This is a genomic window from Pigmentiphaga sp. H8, assembly GCF_003854895.1.
Lineage (GTDB): Bacteria > Pseudomonadota > Gammaproteobacteria > Burkholderiales > Burkholderiaceae_B > Pigmentiphaga.
Map to the genome: position 1 here is coordinate 2,724,875 of NZ_CP033966.1, position 16,274 is coordinate 2,741,148.

General features: G+C 67.5%; 14 protein-coding genes. 7 read left to right on the forward strand and 7 right to left on the reverse strand.

Features of this window, described 5'->3' with window-relative positions; translation table 11 throughout:
* Window positions 1–8 precede the first annotated feature (8 nt).
* From EGT29_RS12965 to EGT29_RS12975, 3 genes are read right to left on the reverse strand one after another with little or no spacing between them, the layout of a single operon-like run.
* Window positions 9–1,676 (reverse strand): hypothetical protein, encoded by a 1,668-nt coding sequence (locus tag EGT29_RS12965; RefSeq protein ID WP_124689390.1) that lies wholly within the window; start codon window positions 1,674–1,676, stop codon window positions 9–11.
* 37 nt (window positions 1,677–1,713) lie between these two features.
* Entirely contained in the window at window positions 1,714–3,423 is a 1,710-nt protein-coding gene (locus EGT29_RS12970; RefSeq protein WP_124689391.1) for a hypothetical protein, read from the reverse strand.
* 12 nt (window positions 3,424–3,435) lie between these two features.
* On the reverse strand, window positions 3,436–5,115 hold the full coding sequence (locus EGT29_RS12975; protein ID WP_124689392.1) for a hypothetical protein: 1,680 nt from the start codon (window positions 5,113–5,115) through the stop codon (window positions 3,436–3,438).
* A gap of 134 nt (window positions 5,116–5,249) precedes the next feature.
* On the opposite strand from EGT29_RS12975, the gene EGT29_RS12980 reads away from it, so the two are divergent.
* Window positions 5,250–6,995 (forward strand): hybrid sensor histidine kinase/response regulator, encoded by a 1,746-nt coding sequence (locus EGT29_RS12980; protein ID WP_161567811.1) that lies wholly within the window; start codon window positions 5,250–5,252, stop codon window positions 6,993–6,995.
* Between the two features lie 19 nt (window positions 6,996–7,014).
* Here the strand turns inward: EGT29_RS12980 and EGT29_RS12985 are convergent, their stop codons facing one another.
* Window positions 7,015–7,650, reverse strand: a complete 636-nt coding sequence (locus EGT29_RS12985; protein WP_124689394.1) for a response regulator — start codon at window positions 7,648–7,650, stop codon at window positions 7,015–7,017.
* Window positions 7,651–7,663: 13 nt separating this feature from the next.
* Window positions 7,664–8,512 (reverse strand): outer membrane protein assembly factor BamD, encoded by an 849-nt coding sequence (locus EGT29_RS12990; RefSeq protein WP_124692332.1) that lies wholly within the window; start codon window positions 8,510–8,512, stop codon window positions 7,664–7,666.
* 89 nt (window positions 8,513–8,601) lie between these two features.
* Between EGT29_RS12990 and EGT29_RS12995 the strand changes: the two genes are divergently transcribed.
* Window positions 8,602–9,612 carry an RluA family pseudouridine synthase gene (locus EGT29_RS12995; protein WP_124689395.1) on the forward strand — a complete coding sequence of 337 codons (1,011 nt, stop codon included), beginning with the start codon at window positions 8,602–8,604 and terminating at the stop codon, window positions 9,610–9,612.
* Complete coding sequence (gene pgeF, locus EGT29_RS13000; RefSeq protein WP_124689396.1) at window positions 9,609–10,364, forward strand: peptidoglycan editing factor PgeF; 756 nt, start codon at window positions 9,609–9,611, stop codon at window positions 10,362–10,364. Before EGT29_RS12995 ends, pgeF begins: the two co-directional genes overlap by 4 nt.
* 39 nt (window positions 10,365–10,403) lie before the next feature.
* Here the strand turns inward: pgeF and EGT29_RS13005 are convergent, their stop codons facing one another.
* Window positions 10,404–10,628 carry a hypothetical protein gene (locus EGT29_RS13005; protein ID WP_124689397.1) on the reverse strand — a complete coding sequence of 75 codons (225 nt, stop codon included), beginning with the start codon at window positions 10,626–10,628 and terminating at the stop codon, window positions 10,404–10,406.
* Between the two features lie 225 nt (window positions 10,629–10,853).
* On the opposite strand from EGT29_RS13005, the gene phaC reads away from it, so the two are divergent.
* From phaC to rimO, 4 genes are all read left to right on the forward strand, one after another.
* Window positions 10,854–12,485 carry a class I poly(R)-hydroxyalkanoic acid synthase gene (gene phaC, locus EGT29_RS13010; RefSeq protein WP_238160387.1) on the forward strand — a complete coding sequence of 544 codons (1,632 nt, stop codon included), beginning with the start codon at window positions 10,854–10,856 and terminating at the stop codon, window positions 12,483–12,485.
* A gap of 64 nt (window positions 12,486–12,549) precedes the next feature.
* Window positions 12,550–13,287, forward strand: a complete 738-nt coding sequence (gene phbB / locus EGT29_RS13015; RefSeq protein ID WP_124689399.1) for an acetoacetyl-CoA reductase — start codon at window positions 12,550–12,552, stop codon at window positions 13,285–13,287.
* A gap of 106 nt (window positions 13,288–13,393) precedes the next feature.
* Window positions 13,394–13,960 (forward strand): polyhydroxyalkanoate synthesis repressor PhaR, encoded by a 567-nt coding sequence (phaR, locus tag EGT29_RS13020; RefSeq protein WP_087841135.1) that lies wholly within the window; start codon window positions 13,394–13,396, stop codon window positions 13,958–13,960.
* A gap of 82 nt (window positions 13,961–14,042) precedes the next feature.
* A complete protein-coding gene (gene rimO / locus EGT29_RS13025; protein ID WP_124689400.1) occupies window positions 14,043–15,428 on the forward strand; it encodes a 30S ribosomal protein S12 methylthiotransferase RimO in 1,386 nt (461 codons plus the stop codon).
* 7 nt (window positions 15,429–15,435) lie between these two features.
* Here the strand turns inward: rimO and EGT29_RS13030 are convergent, their stop codons facing one another.
* Entirely contained in the window at window positions 15,436–16,200 is a 765-nt protein-coding gene (locus EGT29_RS13030) for an IclR family transcriptional regulator (protein WP_124689401.1), read from the reverse strand.
* Window positions 16,201–16,274: the final 74 nt, after the last annotated feature.

Genomic DNA, 16,274 nt, shown 5'->3' on the forward strand with positions numbered 1-16,274 from the left:
GGCGGCTCCTAACGCACGACGACCGACAGGCTGGCATGCGGTGGCACGACGATGTTTTCCCGGTAGGTGTCCCGTACGGCCGGCCGGGCAAAGGGGAAGAAGGCGCGCGGCATCAGGGTCATGATCGTATCGGTCGGCAGGGCCAGTTCGCTCGCGTAGGTAGCGCCGTCGATGGCGGCCAGCGTGTAGGCGCCGTCGGTCCGTTCCGGCAGCCCGTAGCCTTTGGGCGAAGCGGCCGCCGGCAGCAGGGCGATGTTGGTGGCGAAGCGGCGTAGGGCGGCATCCGCGCCTTCTCCGCCCGCCTGCTTGATGGCGTCGTCCAGGATGGCCCAGGAATCGGCAGAGCTGGTGTTGCGCAGCAGTTGCCGATAGAAGCCGATGCCGTATTGCCGCAGCAGGTAGGCACCGAAGGTCGCCTGTGCGCCAAGGACATAGCAACTGTTGTCGGCTGCGTCCCGCGCGGTCTTCAGGCCGCAGTTGAAGCCGCCCGTGGCGCCCATCGACAGCCAGTACCAGCGGTAGATGTCGCCGACGGGTTGATACGCATCGCTGCCGGGCAGATACAGGATGTCCTGCATCATCAGGGCCGTCATCATGTCGAGCCAGGGTTCGAAGGACTGGTCGTTGGCGGGTAGCGCCGAGCGGTGATAGATGTTGGCCAACTGTGTCAGCAACAGCGCCATGGCTGCGGGCGGTTCGCCGGAATCGTAGTAGTCGTCCGGCTGATAGAAGCGCTCCGTGGTCAGGTACACGGCAAGTGCCTCGTTGCTGGTGCGGACGTATTCGTCGAAGTCGGGATTGCCCGTCTGCTGGCGGATGCGCAAGTCCCGGCTGCCCGGGTAGGACACGTAGGCCAGCTCCTTGCCCAGCACGATGTTCAGGTCCTGCGCCGGTGGTATCGCTCCGGCTGTTTCATGTTGTCCCCACGGTTCGCCAGCGAGTTCCGTGGCTCGTGTGTAGACGGACCGCGGGCCGGCCGTGACGCGTTGCAGGAGGGTGTCCAGCATCGCGTCGTCGACCAACCCGTCGCCGTATTGATCGTCCTCCAGCCAGATGTTGACCCGGCGCGAGCCATCCGGTCCCTGGGCCTGGTCCTGGCGATGCAGTGTGAAGGGACGTTCGACCCGGCCCTCGGTCCACGTATCGACCCACCACAGGCGCGTGGCGCCCACGACGGAGGCAGGGGCGACGGCCCGGCTGGCGGTGGCCTGTTTTTCCGTGGCCAGATTCTCCGCAGCCTGTTTCGAGGCGACCGGCATGGCCAGGGAAAAGGCGGGGGCGCGCCGCGCGGCCGCGGGCACATCCGCCGGATAAGGCGAGCGCTCGAACAATTCGATGCCGGGCATCTTCAGCGGCGCGTCGTCGTGGTTCGTCATGATCAACTGCACGTCCTTGCCGGCCAGGCCCGAGATGTCGATTTCCACCTCGCGCCGTTCGCCCGTCGTGTTCGTGTATTGCCAGATGCCGACGCCGGAGCCCAGGTAGCGATGGGCGTCGACCGCGCCGCAATGGGGGCCGCTGCAATCGACGGCCAGCCGGGCGACGGCCGGGGGCGGCGGCTCGGGGGTGTCGGGCGTCACGGCGCCGTCGCCGCCGCAGGCCGACAGCACGAGCGCCGGACCGAGCAAGGCCAGCCGGAGGGGAAGGGTACGCATGCGTAGCGAAAAGGAGAGCATGGCTTTTCCTTGAGACGATTGCCGGTGATGTCCGGGCCTATCGGATGACCACCGACAGGCTGGTGTGGGGCGGTACGGTCACGGTTTCCCGGTAGGTGCCCTGGATACCCGGGCGCACGAAGGGAAAGATGCCGTAGGGGGCGAGCTGCATGGGCGTGGCCGTGGGGAGTTCGCTGACGGCGGCGTAGCGGGCGCCGTCCATGGGGACCAGCGCATAGCCGCTCTCGTTGCGCGCCGGCATGCCAAAGCCCGCCGGCACGGCCGAGGCGGGCAGCAGGGCGGCGGTCGTCGAGAACCGCTGCCAGGCCTGGGCGAACCCGGCTCCGCCCGCCTGCCGGATGGCATCGTCCAGGACCTCGAACGAATCCTGCGAACTCGTGTTGTGCAGCAGCCCGTGGAAGAACTGCACGCCGAACTGGCGCAGCAGGAAGCCGCCAAAGCTTCCCACCCGGTCATAGCCGTAACAGGCCTGGGTGTAGTCCTGGGCCGAGACGGAACGCAGATCGCAGTTCAGGGAGCCCCATCTGACCAGCCGGAGCCAGCTCGCGAGCCGGTCGTCCCGTATCGGGTGCGCCGGATCGAGATCTTCCCGGTATTGCACGTCCTGCATCATGGTGGCGACCATTTCTTCCAGCCATGTGTCGTTGGTGTAGGAAGTCGTGCGGCTGAAGTCGCGCCCATAGGCGGTGGCCATGTGGGTCAGTTCGTGCATCAGCATCGAAGGTCCGTAGCCGGAAATGCCGAGCGGGTCGTACAGCGCGGCGGCGTGGAGGACGACAACGAGGGCTTCGTTGCTGAAGCGCAGCAGGCTGTCTAACTCCGGAATGCCGGTGGGTACGTCGCGCTTGAGCAGGTTGATCTGGCCGAAGTAGCCGCCGCTGTCGAATCCGCCGGCAATGACGATGTGGAGATCCTGGTCGGGCGGGATGGCGTTTTCGTACGGGCTGGGACCCCAAAGCGGTCCGGCCAGCGCGGACAGCCGGGCGTAGGGTGCATCGTCCCCGGCCAGGACGCGGTCGGCCAACTGGTCCAGCATGGCATCGGTGATGCGATCCGGACCTTCCACCGGATCGGCGACCCACAGGTTCACGCGGCGAGGATCCGTACCCGAGGCCATGACCTGCTTGCGCAAGGTGGCAGGGCGCAAGAGGGGAGGATTCTGTTCGCTGAAGCGGTTGCCTATCCACCATTCCCGTCGGTCTCCGGTCCGGGGCGGGACATAGGCATCGGGAACGGTCCGCAGTTGCGGCGAGACGCGTGGCTGCGCACGCAGTTTTCGCCAGGCAGCCGCCGGAATGCGCTCGTGGTCGAGGGAGCGGGACGGAAGGGGGTTGCCGGGACCTGGAGGGGGGCCGCTCAGGGCTGCCATGGGCGCCTCCAACGGATAGGGCGAGCGGACGAAGAGTTCGAGCGCCGGCAGTTTTTGCGGCACGTCGGAATGGCTGGCGTAGATCAACTGGACATCCTTGCCCGGGATGCCGGCTATCCGTATGGGCAGCGCCACCCGTTCGTCCGTGTCGTTCGTGTATTGCCACAGGCCGATGCCTTGGCCGTCGTAGCGGTCGGAGGCGATCGCGCCGCAATGAGGGCCCGCGCAGTCCACCGCCAGGCTGGCCGCGGGAGGCACGACGGGCGGGGCCGGCAGGGCTTGGTCGCCATCCCCGCCACAGGCGGCCAGGAGCAGCCACACGCCATGGATGGCCAAAGAACTGATCGGGGCGCGTGTTCGTGCAGAGGTGGTTGTCATGGCGGATCCTTGCTATCGGATGACGATGCTCAGGCTGGAGCGCGGCGGAACGAGCAGGGTCTCGCGGTAGCTGCCCAGGATGCGGGGCCGCACGAACGGGAAGAAGCCGTAGGGTTCCAGGTAAAGCGGCACGCTGTTGGGCAATGCGGTGGTGTCGGCATACCGCGCGCCGTCCAGCGGAATGAGCGAAATCTCTCCTTCATGCCTCTCGGGATAGCCGAAGCCCGAGGGCGAAGCCGCCGCGGGAAACAGGGCCGCGCTGCTGCCGAAACGGCGCAGCATGGCCTGGAAGCCGTCGCCCCCCACCTGCCGGATAGAGTGGTCGAGGACCTCGAAAGAGTTGGTCGAGCTGAAATCGTTCAATAGCGAGACGAACAGATCGGCGCCGTGCTGGCGCATCAGATAGGCCGCCAGCGTATTGACCGTGTTGTAGCCATAGCAGGCCCGGTCCGGCGACGGGATCGGATACATGTCGCGCAGATCGCAGTTGAAGCCACCGCGCTGGCCCCAGATCATCCAGTCTCGGAAACGCGACGCGGTGTCGGAGGGCGCCGGGTCGTCGGGATGGTAGACCAGGTCCTTCATCGCTTCGGCGACCGTTTCGTTCAGCCAGGAGTCGAGGGTGTACTCGTTGCCGCCGAGAATGCCTCGATAGAACCAGAATACGATGTGTGTGAGTTCGTGCGAGAAATTCTGGATGAAGTCGGTGTAGACGTCATCGGGGGCGTAGATGGTCCGGGCGTGCATGTACACCGCCAGGGCTTCGTTGGACTGCTGGATGCGGGGAAGGTCCGGATAGTAGTGACGCACGTAGGAGTCGGTATAGCTGACGTAGCCCAGGACCTCCATCCGCTCGACGATCACCACGTTCAGGTCTTCGCCGGCGCCGATGATGTCTTCGTAGGGATTCTCGTTCCAGATCGGCCCGGCGATCCTGGTCACCCGGTCGTAGGTGGATCGGATCCCTTGCTGTAGTTGGTCCAGGGCTTCGTCGGTCAGCACGCCGGCGTCCGTGACCGCGTCCTCGACCCAGATGTTCAGGGTCCTGGGATCGGCGCCATCGACGCGGAAAGTGCGTCGCAGCGTGGTCGGACGCAGCGCCTTGGCGTCGTCCCGGTACGAAAAGTCATTCACCCACCATTCCTTCGTGTCGCCCACCCGATGGGACGCCGCGGCGGCCATGCGGGTCAGGGCCGGTCCGGAGGCGGTTTTCACGCGCGGGCGGGGCAAGGCACGCATGTCGTAGGGCGCATGAGGCGCACGAGGGAGCCGGCTTTCCGCCGGATTCGAGGCGGGGCCCGCCGCGCGCAGCAGCGCGGTCGATGCGGCCGCGTCGACGTAGGGCGAGCGCAGGAACAATTCCAGCGGTGGCAGCTTCTGCCGCGCATCCGCCTGGTTCACGTAGGAAAGGTGCACGTCCTTGCCCGGTATGCCGTCGATGCTGACAGGTACTTCCACGCGTTCGTCGGTGTCGTTGGTGTACTGCCAGACGCCTACGCCGGAGCCGGCATAGCGATGGGCGTCGATCGCGCCGCAGCGTGGCCCGCTGCAATCGACGGTCAGCCGCGGGCCGGTCTCGGGAGGCGGCGGCACGGGGGCGGCGCCGTCTTCCCCTCCGCCGCAGGCGGCCAGGGCCAGGATGGAAAGCAGCGACAGCACGCGCGGCAGCCGGGCGCGGAGTCGTGGGAGCATGGGCGATACCTGTCGGGTGGGGAACTTGGCCTCAAGCGTATCGGAGTGTCCCGCAGCGCGCATTGGCCTAAGGTCCAATGCCTGGGTCTTCCGTCCGTGATAGCGTTGTGCCAGTTTCCGGAATTCCGAGCCCGATGTCCGCCTCCCGCCTTCCCCTTGCCGAACAGCTCCAGGCCGAACAGGCGGCGATACTTCGCCGCAACCTGCCGTTTTCGCTGTGCGGCGCGCTATTGACGGTGGGCCTGGTGTGGGCGGCGCTGCGCGATGCGGTGCCCGTGGGCCAGTTGCTGGCCTGGTTCCTGGCGCAGGCAGCCTGGACGCTGGTTCGTGCCTGGGGCGTGTCGCGGTACAAGCGGGCGGCCGGCAGCGCGGCGGGCCTGGCGCGCTGGCGCCGGGCCGCCATCGCCACGACCGGGGTGGCCGGACTGCTGTGGGGAATTCCCTTCGCCTACTGGATGCTGCACGTGGATCTGCCGCACCAGATGTTCCTGATCGTCGCGCTGCTGACCCTGGGCACGGGAGCGATCTATGCCTATTGCATCGACCTGCCGCTGCTGTATGCCTTCGAACTGCCGTATTTCTCGCTGCCTTTCGTCGCCATCCTGGCGATTCCGGGCACCATGCATACCGTGCTGGCGCTGGCGGCGGCGCTGTACCTGGCCGTGACGCTGGTGTTCGCGCAGCGCATGTCGCGCACGCAGATCGATTCGCTGCGACTGCGCTTCGAGAATCTTTCCCTGGTCGAGAGCCTGCAACGCGAGAAGGAAGCGGCCGAACGCAGCGACCTGGCCAAGTCGCGCTTCCTGGCCGCGGCCAGCCACGATCTGCGTCAGCCGGTCCATGCGCTCAGCCTGTTCATCGGCGTGCTGAAGGAACAACCGCTGCCCGACGAGAGCCGGCGCCTGGTGGACAGCGTGGGCAAGGCCGCCTCGGCGCTGGGAACGCTGTTCGAGGCGCTGCTGAACATCTCGCGCCTGGACGCCGGCGTGGTGCGTGTCAACCGGCGGACCTTCGCGTTGACCGCGCTGTTCGACCAGTTGCTGCTGGAGTTCACGCCGCAGGCCGATGCCAAGTCGCTGGTCCTGCGCGTGCGGCCCACGCGGGCGGTGGTCTACACCGATCCGGCGCTGCTGGACCGCATCCTGCGCAACCTGGTCGAGAACGCCATCCGCAACACCTCGCGCGGCGGGGTGCTGCTGGCGTGCCGGCCGCGGCGGGGGGCCTGGCGCATCGAGGTCTGGGACACCGGGGCGGGCATCCCCGCATCCGAACAGGACAAAGTGTTCTGGGAGTTCCATCAGTTGAACAATCCCGAGCGGGACCGGGGCAAGGGTCTGGGCCTGGGGCTGGCCATCGTGCGGCGCACGGCCAAGCTGCTCGGGCATGCCGTCGGGCTGCGCTCGCGCCCGGGGCGGGGCAGCGTGTTTGCCATTACCGTGCCCCGGATGGCGGAACAGCTCGGCGGCCAGCCGGCCGCGGCGCCGGCCGGCCGCACCGCCGGCGCGCTGCGGGACCGGCTGGTGTTCGTGATCGACGACGACACCGAGAACCGCCAGGGATTGCAGCTGCTGCTGGAGGCCTGGGGCTGCCGGGTCGTGGCCGGCGGCAGCGGCCGCGAGATCCTGCTGGCCGCGGCCCGTCACGACCAGCGGCCGGACCTGATCATCAGCGACTACCGGCTGCGCAACCATGAGACGGGAATCGAGGTGATCGACGCCCTGCACGAGGAATACAACGACGAGAACATCCCCGCGATGCTGGTCAGCGGCGACACCGATCCCCAGCGCCTGGCGGAGGCGTCGGCGCGGACCTGGCCGCTGATGCACAAGCCGGTCGAGCCCGCCGAGCTGCGGGAAGTCATGGTACGGCTACTGGGTTAGCGTCGGCAGGCCCGAGGCTTTACCTGGGTTTGCCGAACAGGCCGGCGCGGCGCGCGGCCAGCACCGCCTGGGTGCGGTTGACCACGCCCAGCGCGGCGAAGATGGCCGAGATGTGGGCCTTGACGGTTTTCTCGGTGGTGGCCAGCCGCTCGGCGATCTCGCCGTTGCGCAGGCCCTCGCACAGCAGGCACAGCACCTCGGTCTGGCGCGGCGTCAGGCGGCCCGGCGGCTGCTCGGACAGCACGGCCAGCGAGGCGGGCAGGGGGCTTTCCGGGGGCCGCACGACCTGTCCGGCCAGCACCCGCCGCATGGCGTCCAGCAACTGCCCGACGTCGGCCGACTTGTGCAGGAAGCCGTGGGCACCGGCGGCCAGCGCCGCCTCGGCGTCCTCCTGGTCCTCGGAGGCGGACAGCACCATGACCCGCAGGCCGGCGCCCGCGCGCCGCAACTGGCGCACCAGCGCCGCGCCGCCGAGATCGGGCAGGTAGTAATCCATCAGCGCGATGTCGGCCGTGGCGTCCCTGAGCAGGGCCAGGGCCTCGGCGCCGTCGGCGGCGGTGCGCAGATGCAGCGAGGGGCCGGCCGCTTGCCGCAGGGCAAGCGCCAGCCCCTCCCGGAACATGGCGTGATCGTCGATCAGCAGGGCACTGGTCACGGGCGTGGTGCCCTTACCAGATCTTCCACCACGGGCCGCTTTCCTTCTGGAAGCCGCTCTTGACGAAGGTGCTGTCGGGATAGTTCATGCTCAGCACGCGCGAGGCATCGTCGCGCAGGTCGGTCATGCCCATCTTGTCGTAGGCCAGCACCATGATGTAGAGGGCTTCCTCGACCGCGGGGGCGCCCTGGAAGTCGCGCACGGCGGTCTGCGCGCGGTTGACCGCGGCCACGTAGGCGCCGCGATCCAGGTACAGCCGGGCGACGTGGACCTCGTTCATCGCGATGGAGTTGACGAGGTAGTTCAGCCGCAGGCGGGCGTCGGGCGCGTACTTGCTGTCGGGGAAGCGGGCGACCAGGGTCTTGAACGCGTCGAACGACTCGCGCGCGCCCTTGGGGTCGCGCTCGCTGGGGTCCTGCCGCGTCAGGTTGGCCAGGAAGGCGCTGTCCTGGTAGAAGTTGATCAGCCCCTTCAGGTAGAGCATGTAGTCCAGGCTGGGGTGGTTGGGGTGCAGGCGCTCGAAGCGGTCGATCGCGGCCAGGGCCTGGGCGTTCGAGCCGTCCTTCCAGTAGACGTAGGCGATGTCGATCTGCGCCTGCTGGGCAAAGACGCCGAACGGATAGCGCGATTCGAGCTTTTCCAGCAACTTGGCCGCCTGGGTCCAGTTGCCGGTGTCCATCTCGTCCTTGGCCTCCTTGTACAATCTTTCGGCAGTCCAGCCCACCGTGGGGTCGGGTTCCTTGCCGGTATTGGCGCAACCCGCCAGGACGAAAAAGGCCAGCAGGCAGGCCAGGGCCAGGCCCAGCCGCGTAACGAGGCTCTGCCGCCGGGCCGGGGCCGGATGCCCGCAGGCTGCTTGCATTGCCAGGGAATTCAACTGCATGGTGGTGTCCCTCACCAATAGACTATCCATGATTATATTCGGGCTTCGCGGCCACGCCCTCCAGAAACATGTCATCTTCGCTGCAGTCCCAAGATATCGAAACCCAGGAAGCCGAACCGCGCCTGCTGGACCTGCCTCCCGGCACCCGCGCCGGCCGCCTGGACAAGGTCCTGGCGCAACTGCTGCCCGAGCATTCCCGCAGCCGCCTGCAAGGCTGGATCGAGCGCGGCGGCGTGCTGGTCAACGGCAAGGAAGCGTCGGTGCGGCAGGTCGTCGGGCCGGGTGACCAGCTTACGGTCTGGGAGGAAGCGGCGCCCGAGTCGCTGGCCTTCACGCCGGAAGCCATCGATTTTCCGGTCGTGGCCGATAGCGCCGACTGGATCGTGGTCGACAAGCCGGTCGGCCTGGTCGTGCACCCGGGGGCGGGCAACTGGCACGGAACGCTGCTGAACGGCCTCCTGCACCGCTACCCCGAACTGGCCCAGGTGCCGCGTGCCGGCATCGTACACCGGCTGGACAAGGATACCTCGGGGCTCATGGTGGTGGCGCGCACCATCACGGCGCAGACCTCGCTGGTGCGGCAGTTGCAGGCCCGCACCGTCGGGCGGCGCTATCTGGCGCTGGTGTCGGGCCACGTGCGGCGCGGCGGCACCGTCGACCGGCCCATCGGCCGGGATCCGCGCGTGCCGGTGCGCATGAGCGTGGAGCGGCCCATCGCCGCCAAGCCGGCCATCACCCATTTCGAGCCCCTGCGCCTGGGCCGCTCGCCCGGCGGCATGCCGGTGACCGAGGTCGAGTGCCGCCTGGAAACCGGCCGCACCCACCAGATACGGGTGCACATGGCCAGCATCGGCCATCCGCTGCTGGCCGACACGCTGTACGGCGGCAAGGCGGTGGAGCCCGCCGCGCGGCAGATGCTGCACGCGGCCCGGCTGCAGTTCGACGATCCGGTCCTGGGCCTGTCCCGCGTATTCCGCGCGCCGGTGCCGGACGACATGCAGGCCGTCGTGCGCGTGATCGCCTGGGACGATGACGGACAGGACGCGGACGACTACCTGGACGAGGAGGACGAGGAATGAATGCCGCCGAGCCGTTCGTGCAGGAAGGTCCGGCCTGGCCCGGGCTGCGCATCGTCGCCACCACCCGCGGCGGTGGCGTCAGTACCGGGCCGTACGCTTCGTTCAACCTGGGCGCCCACGTGGGCGACGCACCCGAGGCCGTGGCCGCGAACCGCGCGCGCCTGCGCGCGGTACTGCCGTCCGATCCGCTGTGGCTGGAGCAGGTGCATGGCACGCGGGTGGCCGACGCCGACCGCGAAACGGATCCCGCGCCGGCCGACGCCGCCGTCACGCGCGCGCCAGGCAGGGTGCTGGCCATCATGACGGCCGACTGCCTGCCGGTCGTGATCGCGGCGCCCGGCGCCGGCGTTCTGGCCGTGGCCCATGCCGGCTGGCGCGGGCTGGCGGCCGGTGTGCTCGAGAACGCCGTGGCGGCGATGGCCGTGGCGCCGGGCACGGACCTGCGGGCGTGGATAGGGCCGGCCATCGGCCCGGCGGCATTCGAGGTGGGGGACGAGGTCCGGGCCGCCTTCGCGCGCATGGCCGAACCGCCGGCGCATGCCTTCGTCCCGACGGGCGGGCGCGACGCGGCGGGGGCGCCCAAGTGGCTGGCCGACCTGCCGGCGCTGGCCGAGCAGCGGCTGCGTGCCGCGGGCGTGGCCACGGTCGCGCGCAGCAATCTGTGCACGGTGGCCGGCAACGACCGCTTCTACTCCTACCGGAAGGAAGGCGTCACCGGACGCTTCGCGACGCTGGCCTGGCTCGTCCCCTGACCGCCAGGCGCTCAGGGCGGCGCATGGCCGCCATCTCCATCAGGGTTTCTCTTGATCAGGGTTTTCCGGGGTGTCGCGCGCCGCTTCGCGCGCGCGGCGCAGCCGCTTGCGCATGGGCGCGGTGAAGATGTACAGCAGGATCGCGACCGGCAGCAGGCCGTAGAACAGCAGGGTCGCGATACCCGCCAGAATCGTGGGCTGCGCCAGGGACATCAGCAGTGTCACGTAAAGCCAGCCGATGGCGACGAGGAAGGAAAAATGCATGGGTCGGCGAAGATGAAATATGAGTGAAACGTCGGTCCGATCGGCGCGCCGCGCAGGCATTGGCGCGGGTCTTGCGCGATTTGACAGCCGCAGGCGCGCTATGCACTATGGCATCTAGCGTAATCGAATCAACAAGGTGTTCTAGTGAGTCAGTCCAGGCAGGATTCTACGAACCCCTTGGCGTGGCTGGAAGCATGGCAGCAGATGTTGGATCAGAGGGTCGACATGCCTGGGTCGTCGGCGCCTTCGAGTCGCATGCTGTCGGGCGGGCACGCCATGGCCCCCGAGAAGCTGCTGGAGATCCAGCAGGAGTTCGCGCAGGAATGGGCCGATCTGTGGCGGGCCGCCAGCGCCGGCGAGCTCGAACCGTTGTCCGATCAGCGCTTCGCCGGTGAAGCCTGGGGCGCCAGCCCCGGACATGCCTTCATGGCGCATGCCTACCTGCTGTCCGCGCGCACCATGCTCAAGATGGCCGACAGCATCGAGGCGCCCGAGCACGTCCTGAACCGGCTGCGCTTCGCCACCATGCAATGGGTCGAGGCCATGTCGCCCTCGAACTTCCTGGCGCTCAATCCCGACGCGCAGCGCCGCCTGCTCGAATCCGGCGGCGAAAGCCTGCAGCAGGGCATCGCCAACCTGATGGCCGACCTGCAGAAGGGGCGCATTTCCCATACCGACGAATCCTCGTTCGAGGTCGGGCTCAACCTGGCCACCACCGAAGGTTCGGTGGTGTTCGAGAACCGGCTGTTCCAGCTTATCCAGTACAAGCCGCTCGCGCCGCGCACCTATGCGCGCCCGCTGCTGATCGTGCCGCCCTGCATCAACAAGTTCTACATCCTGGACCTGCAGCCGCACAACTCCTTCGTGCGCTTCGCGCTCGAACAGGGCATGCAGGTGTTCATGGTGTCGTGGCGCAATCCGCTGTCGGCCGATGCCGACGGCGTGCAGCATGCCGACTGGGACGCCTACCTGCAGGAAGGCGTGCTCGAGGCGATCGGCGCGGTCTCGTCCATCTCGCGGCAGCCGCAGATCAATGCGCTGGGATTCTGCGTGGGCGGCACGCTGCTGTCGTCGGCGCTGGCCGTGGCGAAGGCGCGCGGCCAGGACCCGGTGGCCTCGCTCACGCTGCTGACGACGCTGCTGGATTTCGCCGACACCGGCGTGCTCGACGTGTTCATCGACGAAGCCCAGGTGCTGATGCGCGAACAGCAGTTCGCCGCGGGCGGCGTGCTGGCGGCGCGCGAACTGGCCACCACCTTCGCCTTCCTGCGCCCCAACGACCTGGTCTGGAACTACGTCGTCAACAACTACCTGAAGGGACAGGCGCCGTCGGCCTTCGACCTTCTGTACTGGAACGCCGACAGCACCAACCTGCCGGGACCGTTCTACGCCTGGTACCTGCGCAACACCTATCTCGAGAACAACCTGCGGGTGCCCGGCAAGGTGCGCGCCTGCGGGGTGGGACTGGACCTGAGCGCGCTCGACATGCCGGCCTACGTGTACGGCTCGCGCGAGGACCACATCGTGCCCTGGACCTCGGCCTACGCGTCGACCGCGCTGCTGCGCGGGCGGATGCGCTTCGTGCTGGGGGCCTCGGGCCATATCGCGGGCGTCATCAATCCGGCCTCGCGCAACCGGCGCAGCTACTGGGTGCGCGAGGACGGCAAGCTGCCGGCCGACGCCGCCGCGTGGATGGGCGGGGCGCGCGAAGTGCCGGGCAGCTGGTGGAACGACTGGGCAACCTGGATCAAGGAGCACGGAGGGCGCCAGGGCAAGGCGCCGGGCGCGCTGGGCGGCGCCGATCATCCCGTCATCGAACCCGCACCGGGCAAGTACGTGCGGACCAGGGCGGTATGACAGGAGACATACGTATTCTGCGGGTCAAACGGCGGGGGGTTCCGCCGTTTCATAAGGAGGCATCATGAGCGGAAAGATAGCGTACGTGACGGGCGGCATGGGCGGCATAGGCACCGTCATCTGCCAGCGGCTGGCCAAGGCGGGGTTCACCGTCATCGCCGGCTGCGGGCCCAATCGCGATTCTCAGCAGTGGCTGAACGAACAATCGGCGCTCGGTTATACGTTCCACGCCTCCGTGGGCAACGTGGCGGACTGGGATTCCACCGTGACCGCGTTCGCCAAGGTGCGAGAGGAATTCGGTCCGGTCGACGTGCTGGTCAACAACGCGGGCATCACCCGCGACGGCGTCTTTCGCAAGATGACGCTGGAGGACTGGCGGGCCGTCATCGACACCAACCTCAACAGCCTGTTCAACGTCACCAAGCAGGTCATCGGCGACATGACCGAGCGCAAGTGGGGGCGCATCATCAACATCAGTTCGGTCAACGGCCAGAAAGGGCAGTTCGGGCAGACCAACTATTCCACGGCCAAGGCCGGCATCCACGGCTTCACGATGGCGCTGGCGCAGGAAGTGGCGTCCAAGGGCGTGACGGTCAACACGGTCTCGCCCGGCTACATCGGTACCGACATGGTGCGCGCCATCCGTCCCGACGTCCTCCAGAGCATCGTCGACACCATCCCGGTGAAGCGGCTGGGCACGCCGGACGAGATCGGCTCCATCGTGACCTGGCTGGCCTCCGACGACGCGGGATTCTCCACCGGCGCGGATTTCTCGCTGAACGGCGGCCTGCACATGGGGTAAGCCCCGATCCGGCCCGAGGCGTTCCACGCCGGGTTGGACTAAACTTGATGGCTGGTGCGGTCGGCGGACCGCACCGGTTTCATACAAATCTAAGTTGGGGGCAAGCATGGCGCAGCAAGCGGGAGCCGGCAACGCGTTGCGGTTGATAAAAAAATATCCCAATCGCCGGTTATACGATACGCAGACCAGCACCTACATCACCTTGGCCGACGTCAAGCAGCTCGTGCTGGACAACGAGACCTTCGAGGTCGTCGATGCCAAGTCCGGCGAGGACCTGACCCGCAGCATCCTGCTGCAGATCATCCTGGAAGAGGAAACCGCCGGCGCGCCCATGTTCACGTCCACCATGCTGGCCCAGATCATCCGTTTCTACGGCCATGCGATGCAGGGCATCATGGGTTCGTACCTGGAAAAGAACATCCAGGCCTTCATGGAGATCCAGAACAAGCTGGGCGAGCAGTCCAAGGGCCTGTACGGCGGCCAGTTCGGCCCCGAGGCCTGGGCGCAGTTCATGAACGTCCAGACGCCGATGATCCAGAGCATGATGAGCAACTACATCGAGCAGAGCAAGAACCTGTTCGTGCAGATGCAGGACCAGATGCAGAACCAGACCCGGTCCATGTTCACCACTTTTCCCTTCACCTCCGCGTCCAAGGACGACGAGCGCAAGTAGCGCGGGGGGGCGGCTGCCGTAACCCGGTAAAATGCCCCCATTCCGCTAATTCCGGCCGCGAGTCGCGCTCGCGGTGCGCCCGATGTCCATCCATTCATCCGATTCCCCGATCAACACCGCCATTCCCCGCGTGGCCTTCGCCAGCCTGGGCTGTCCGAAGGCGGCCTCGGACTCCGAGCAGATCCTGACCCAGCTGCGCGCCGAAGGCTACGAGACCTCCAAGACCTACGAGGACGCGGACCTGGTCATCGTCAATACCTGTGGCTTCATCGACGATGCGGTCAAGGAAAGCCTGGACACCATAGGCGAGGCCTTGCAGGCCAACGGCAAGGTCATCGTGACCGGCTGCCTGGGCGCCAAGAAGGAGTCCGACGGCGAGGGCGTGGTGCAGAAGATGCATCCCAAGGTCCTGGCCGTGACGGGGCCGCACGCGACCCACGAGGTCATGCAGGCGGTGCACCAGCACCTGCCCAAGCCCCACGATCCCTTCAGCGACCTCGTGCCGCCGCAGGGCGTGCGCCTGACGCCCAAGCACTACGCCTACCTGAAGATATCCGAGGGCTGCAACCATCGCTGCAGCTTCTGCATCATCCCGTCCATGCGCGGCGACCTGGTGTCGCGGCCCATCCACGAGGTCATGCGCGAGGCCGAGAACCTGGTCAAGGCCGGCGTCAAGGAAATCCTGGTCATTTCGCAGGACACCAGCGCCTATGGCGTGGACGTGAAGTACCGCACCGGCTTCGTCGACGGCCGCGCGGTGCGTACCCGGATGACCGAGCTGGTGCGCGAACTGTCCAAGCTGGGCGCCTGGATCCGCCTGCACTACGTGTATCCCTATCCGCACGTGGACGAAGTCCTGCCGCTGATGAACGAGGTCCACGAGAACGGCGGCCGCGTGCTGCCGTACCTGGACGTGCCGTTCCAGCATGCCAGCCAGCGCATCCTGAAGCTGATGAAGCGTCCGGCCTCGTCCGAACGCAACCTGGACCGCATCCGCGCCTGGCGCGCGATCTGTCCGGACCTGACGATACGCAGCACCTTCATCGCCGGCTTCCCCGGCGAGACCGAGGCCGAGTTCGAGGAAATGCTGGACTTCCTGCGCGAGGCCGAGCTCGACCGCGTGGGCTGTTTCGCCTATTCGCCGGTCGAAGGCGCAGCCGCCAACGAACTGCCCGATCCCGTGCCCGACGACGTCCGGCAGGAGCGCCAGGCCCGCTTCATGCAGGTCCAGGAAGCGGTGTCCCGCAAGCGCCTGGCGCGCCGCGTCGGCAAGGTCATCAAGTGCGTGGTGGACGAGGTGGGCCCCGAAGGCGGCATTGCCCGCTCCATGGGCGATGCGCCCGACATCGATGGCAAGGTCTATGTGGCGCCCGTGGACAAGCCCTGGAAGCGCTACAAGGTGGGCGACATCATTTCCGTCCGCATCGCCCGCTCCGACGATCACGACCTCTGGGGAAGCGTAGGGTAGCCCCGGTTTATCGCTTTATCAGCAGCGGGGCGATTTCCGCCGCCAGGCGTTTCAGCGTGGGCGCGACGGTGGCGGCGACGTGGGCGTCGGTGAACAAGGCGTCCGAGGCGCCGCAGGTCAGCACCAGCGTGCGGTGACGGTCGGCGGGTTGGACCGGGACGCCGATGGCGGTGAAATGCTCTTGCGGATAGCGCATGAGCACCGCGCCATGCCGTTCGTAGTCGTCCAGCGCCGCCCGCAGCCGGCCGGGGGCCTGGCCGGCATCCCATCGCCCATCCGCCTGCAACCCGGCAATGATGCGTTCGCGCTCGGCCCGCGGCTGGGCCGCCAGGTATGCCAATCCCAACGATGAATCGGTCAGGCCCACGGTCGAGCCGATGTGCAGCATCACGCGCCGCACCTGGGCGGGCTCGCAACGCTGGATGACCACCATGCTGGCTTCGTGCCGCTCGGCCAGCAGCACCGTGGTGCCCAGGGTATCGGCGGCGGCCTTCATGAGCGGCACGGCATAGTCATTGATCCCGGTCTGCGCGACCACGGCATAGCCCAGCAGCAGGGCGGCCGCGCCCACGCGCAGCTTGTCGTTGGCGGTGGGCACCAGATAGCCCAGCGCCGCCAGCGTCTTGCACAGCCGCCAGACGGTGGGCTGCGGCAGACCGGTCAGCCGGGCGATTTCCGTGGTGCCCAGTTCGGCGCGCGCGGGCGTGAAGCAGCGCAGGATTTCCAGGCCCCGGGCCAGCGCGGTAACGAACAGCGGATCGGTTTCTTTCATGGCGCGGGCGGGCCTTGACACCCTTCAAGGTGAAGCCCAGAATAAATTCATAAAACGAATTATCAATTCATATA